Source organism: Bradyrhizobium sp. NAS80.1 (assembly GCF_001908205.1).
Lineage (GTDB): Bacteria > Pseudomonadota > Alphaproteobacteria > Rhizobiales > Xanthobacteraceae > Bradyrhizobium.
Genome location: NZ_LGHL01000196.1, coordinates 1 through 5014 on the forward strand (window position 1 = coordinate 1; position 5014 = coordinate 5014).

Annotated in this window: 4 protein-coding genes; 3 read left to right on the forward strand and 1 reads right to left on the reverse strand. The window is 65.2% G+C overall.

Features of this window, described 5'->3' with window-relative positions; all coding sequences use genetic code 11:
* A partial coding sequence (locus tag AC629_RS35265; RefSeq protein ID WP_283848222.1) for an ATP-dependent helicase C-terminal domain-containing protein occupies positions 1-1503 on the forward strand: 1503 nt, incomplete at its 5' end.
* Between the two features lie 279 nt (positions 1504-1782).
* The gene (locus AC629_RS35270; protein WP_084809370.1) at positions 1783-2295 is read left to right on the forward strand and encodes a TIGR02281 family clan AA aspartic protease; all 513 of its coding nucleotides are present in this window, start codon (positions 1783-1785) and stop codon (positions 2293-2295) included.
* 37 nt (positions 2296-2332) lie between these two features.
* Here the strand turns inward: AC629_RS35270 and AC629_RS35275 are convergent, their stop codons facing one another.
* Positions 2333-2962 (reverse strand): transglutaminase-like cysteine peptidase, encoded by a 630-nt coding sequence (locus AC629_RS35275; protein WP_084809371.1) that lies wholly within the window; start codon positions 2960-2962, stop codon positions 2333-2335.
* 395 nt (positions 2963-3357) lie between these two features.
* Here AC629_RS35275 and AC629_RS35280 point away from each other — a divergent pair, with 395 nt between their 5' ends.
* On the forward strand, positions 3358-4857 hold the full coding sequence (locus tag AC629_RS35280) for a phosphomannomutase/phosphoglucomutase (RefSeq protein WP_084809372.1): 1500 nt from the start codon (positions 3358-3360) through the stop codon (positions 4855-4857).
* Positions 4858-5014 lie beyond the last annotated feature (157 nt).

Here is a 5014-nt window from a genome sequence, read left to right on the forward strand (position 1 = left end):
CAGCGCCGCGGCCGCGCCGGCCGTACCGAGCCCGGTGTCTGCTACAGGCTTTGGGACGAACCGCAGACGGCCTCGCTTGCGCCCTACACCCAGCCGGAAATCCTCAGCGCCGATCTGTCTTCGCTGGTGCTTGATCTCGCGCAATGGGGCGTCGCCGATCCTGCCGCGCTATCGTTCCTCGATCCGCCGCCCGCGCCGGCCTGGAAGGAAGCCAAGAGCCTGCTCTCCGAGCTCAACGCGCTCGATGGCGATGGCCGCATCACCGCGGAAGGCAAGAGCCTGCGCGCGCTGGCGCTGCCGCCGCGGCTGGCGCGCATGATTGTGGATTCGCATCGCGCGGGAGCGGGCGAGGCTGCCGCCGAGATCGCGGCCATCATCACCGAGCGCGGGCTCGGCGGCGACAGCGTCGATCTCGAGCATCGGCGCGACCAGTTCCGCCGCGATCGCTCGCCACGTGCCGCCAGCGCGCGCGATCTCGCGCGGCGCTGGGCCTCGCAGGTGGCGGCGTCAGAGAAGTCCGCGGCGGAGCAGGACGATCTCTCGACCGGCCTGATGCTCGCCTACGCCTTCCCGGACCGCGTCGCGCGCAATCGCGGCAATGGCACCTTCGTGCTCGCCAACGGTCGTGGCGCGGCGGTGGAGCAGACCTCGTCGCTCGCGCGCGCGCCCTACATCGCGATCGGCGAAATGACGGGAACGGCGGCAAGCGGGCGTATTCTGCTTGCGGCACCTATCGCCGAGGACGATATCGAGCGGCATTTCGCCGAGCACATCGAGACCGTCGACGAGATCTTTTTTGATCGCGGCGCGATGGCGCTGCGTGCGCGGCGCAAGCGTGCACTACATTCGATCACGCTCTCTGAGGCCACGCTCGCTGTGTCGCCCTCGGATGAAACGGCGCGCATCTTTGCAGATGGGCTGATCGCTGCAGGCCTCGACCGATTGCCCTGGTCGAAGGCAGCAAAACAATGGCGCGACCGCGTGATGTTCCTGCGCAAGGCCGAAGGCGAGAGCTGGCCCGATCTGTCGGACGACGGGCTGATCGCGCGGCGCGACGACTGGCTGGTGCCCGCGCTCTACGACAAGATTGCGCTGAAGGACATTTCTGCCGGCGATCTCTCCGATGCGCTGATGGCGCTGCTGCCCTGGGAGATGCGCGCGCGGCTCGACCGCGAGGCGCCCACGCATTTCGAGGCCCCGACCGGCAGCGTGCTCGCGATCGACTATGAGGCCGAGCAGGGGCCGACCATCGCGGTGCGGCTCCAGGAATTGTTCGGCCTCAACACCCATCCGTCGATCGCGGCCGGAAGGGTGCCGCTGGTGCTGGAGCTGCTGTCGCCGGCGCAACGTCCGGTGCAGGTGACGCGCGATCTCCCCGGCTTCTGGCGCGGCAGCTACAGCGCAGTGCGCTCAGACTTACGCGGCCGCTACCCGCGCCATCCCTGGCCGGACGATCCGGCGAGCGCATTGCCGACCCGGCGGGCGAAGCCGCGCGGGACGTGAATCAAAAGTAGACCCTCATGGTGAGGAGCGCGGAACGCGCGTCTCCGGACGATGCTGCGCATCGCCGGGCGAACCATGCAGGCCCAGCTCTCGCCCGCGGCCATCCTTCGAGACGCCCGCTTCGCGGGCTCCTCAGGATGAGGATTTGTGGTCTCTGCGACATAGTCGGATTAACCGTTCGCTCATCCTTTTCGTCAAAATAACACCGCCTGGTGGCGGCTTCTCTCGCGGCCAGGCGTGCCGCGTGGTGAAATCGAGCTTTCGGCTCCGAGTGGTGTGATGCGTAACATTATGATCTTCGCGGCCGTCATGATCGGCCTCGGTACGTTCATGGCGCAGATGGCGGACAAGATGAGCTCCGCTTCCGCAACGTCAGCGCCGCGCACAACGGTCGCGGTCGCGACGACCGCGCCGGCCGGCGGCCGCAGCCTCAACATTCCCCGCGACGGCCGCGGCCATTTCCAGACCGAAGGCCGGATCGACGGCCAGCGCATCGGCTTCATGGTCGACACCGGCGCTTCCGTGGTGGCGCTGAACGAGACCTCGGCTGCCCGCTTCGGCCTGCGTCCGTCGCGCAGCGAGTACAACGCCACCGTCTCCACCGCCAACGGCACCATCAAGGCCGCGCGCACCCGCATCGCCATGTTGGAGGTCGGCGGCCTCGTCGTGCGCGACGTCGAGGCGATGGTGCTCCCGGACGAAGCGCTGTCCGAGAACCTGCTCGGCTTCTCCTTCCTGTCCCGCCTGAAGCGCTTCGAATACGCCAACGGCCAGATGGTGCTGGAACAATAGCCCGGCGTTGCCGTCGAGTGGCTCGACGGCGGAAGTCCTACACGCGTCGCGGCCCGACAGCGTTCCAGTATCTCGGATTGTCGGGCGACTGGATCCGGATCCAGCGATAGGGTGCACGCGACCACGGTCTGATTTGCGGCGTCAGATTGTCCAGCACCAGGTCGCCGCTCTTCGTGCGCACCAGCAGAATCAGATGGTGCTTGCCCGAGACGGTCTCGACCTCCGCGAGCAGGAGCGTGCGCTGCGGCCACCCACGCCTCAGAAGCCTGTGGCGCTTGCTGACAGCATAATCGTTGCAGTCGCCGCGCTTCGGATCGATGAGCCAGGATTCCACCACCGGGCCAAGTTCAGTCGGGTCCGGGATGATGGAGCCGTTGATGGCCTGGTTGACTTCGTTGAGATCTTCCCACCGTGTCTCGGTGAGCTGGACCGGCCCGCCGCGAAAGAGCATGCGGGCGCGGCACTCGTCACGGTAACGCAGGCAGAATGCGGTGTGCGCCAAGGGCGGAAGGGCCTGGTTATCAAACGTGAGATACGGGGGCGCGGTCGGCGAAACGGTTGGCGCGCGTAGAGATCGCTCGCTCGCCGCGTGAGCCGCGGTCATCATCTGAGCGACAGCCATGATCATGGCGGCCGTGACCGCGACCAGGATCGACACCCTGCGCATGCGTTGTCTCCGACATTCGCGCCGTGAGCAAGCTCGAGAGGCTTTGAGTCAATGCTCAAATTGAACGATCAGGTCGCAATCGAATGCCGGGCGCCGCGGAATCTTCGGCGGCGAGACGGAATACTCCCGAACAGCATACGCACAGCGGGGCAGTGGTTTCAACATAATTTGCGATCAGAGATTGTGTCCGCAAATCCTGGTCGATGGTGGCGCGGATCGAGTGCTGCCGAGAGCTCTGGCGATTCAATCCGTGTCGTCCCAGTCCGGCAGCTTCAATCGTCCCCGTTACCAAACTGCCGCAATTATCAGCCATAAGCTGCCGTTCCCTCCTTCCGCTGCGGCCCGGCATTCGCTAAGGCTGCATCAATTCCTGCCCTTTTCACGAGACCGTCTCAATGTTTCCCAAGCCGAAATCCGTCTTGTTGCCCAACACCTACGCCTTCGAATCAGAGCCGATGGTGAAGCCCACCGGCTTTCGCGAATACGACGCGCGCTGGTTGTTCAACAAGGAAATCAACCTGATGGGGATACAGGCGCTCGGCATGGGGCTGGGCGCGCTGATTGCCGAGCTCGGCGTCAAGCAGGAGATCGTCACCGGCCATGATTTCCGCGGCTATTCGGCCTCGATCAAATATGCGCTGATCTCCGGTCTGATGGCGGCTGGCTGCAAGGTGCACGACATCGGGCTGGCGGTGACGCCGATGGCCTATTTCGCGCAGTTCGATCTCGACGTGCCCTGCGTCGCCATGGTCACGGCCTCGCACAACGACAATGGCTGGACCGGTGTGAAGATGGGCGCCAACCGCCCGCTGACATTCGGTCCCGACGAGATGACGCGGCTGAAGGAGATCGTGCTCAACGCCGATTTCGAGAACAAGGCCGGCGGCTCCTACCAGTTCCACGAGAATTATCCGGCACGCTACATCGCCGACCTCACCAGCCGCCCGAAGCTGACGCGCAAGCTCAAGGTCGTCGCGGCCTGCGGCAACGGCACCGCCGGCGCGTTCGCGCCGCAGGTGCTGGAGGCGATCGGTTGCGAGGTGATTCCGCTCGACACCGAGCTCGATCACACCTTCCCGAAATACAATCCGAATCCGGAAGACATGGAGATGCTGCACGCGATCCGCGACGCGGTGCTGCATCACAAGGCCGATGTCGGCCTCGGTTTCGACGGTGACGGCGACCGCTGCGGCGTCGTCGACAACACCGGCGAGGAGATTTTTGCCGACAAGGTCGGCGTGATGCTCGCGCGCGACATGTCAGCGATCCACAAGGACGCACAGTTCGTCGTCGACGTGAAGTCGACCGGCCTGTTCGTCACCGATCCGGTGCTGCAGAAGCAGGGCGCCAGGACCGCCTATTGGAAGACCGGCCATTCCTACATGAAGCGCCGCACCAACGAAATGGGCGCGCTCGCGGGGTTCGAGAAGTCGGGCCACTTCTTCTTCAACAAGCCGTTCGGCCGCGGCTATGACGACGGCCTGGTGTCGGCGATCGCGATCTGCGACATGCTCGACCGCGCCCCCGGCAAGTCGATGGCCGATCTGAAGAACGCACTGCCGAAGACCTGGTCGTCGCCGACCATGTCGCCGCATTGCGCCGACGAGGTCAAATACGGCGTCATCGACCAGGTGGTGAAGCACTTCGAGGGCCTGCAGGCCAAGGGCGCCAAGATCGGCGGCCAGTCGATCCGCGATCTCGTCACCGTCAACGGCGTGCGTGTCACAGTCGAGGACGGAAGCTGGGGCCTGGTGCGCGCTTCCTCCAACAAGCCCGAGCTCGTCGTCGTGGTCGAGAGCCCGGTCTCCGAGCAGCGCATGCACGACATGTTCGAGATGGTGAACAGCGTGCTCCGCACGCACCCGGAAGTCGGCGAGTACAATCAGAAGATCTGATTTCTGGCCACGGGGAAGGTACGCTCCCTCGCCCCGTTCTTACGGGGAGAGGGTTGGGGTGAGGGGCCTCTCTCCACGCATGAAGCTGCCGACGAACCTGTACCCCCTCACCCGGATCGCAAGAGCGATCCGACCTCTCCCCGCAAGCGGGGAGAGG

Coding starts and splice junctions, on each gene's coding strand:
- AC629_RS35270 (WP_084809370.1), top strand. CDS start 1,783: ATGCGTAACATTATGATCTTCGCGGCCGTCATGATCGGCCTCGGTACG.
- AC629_RS35275 (WP_084809371.1), bottom strand. CDS start 2,962: ATGCGCAGGGTGTCGATCCTGGTCGCGGTCACGGCCGCCATGATCATG.
- AC629_RS35280 (WP_084809372.1), top strand. CDS start 3,358: ATGTTTCCCAAGCCGAAATCCGTCTTGTTGCCCAACACCTACGCCTTC.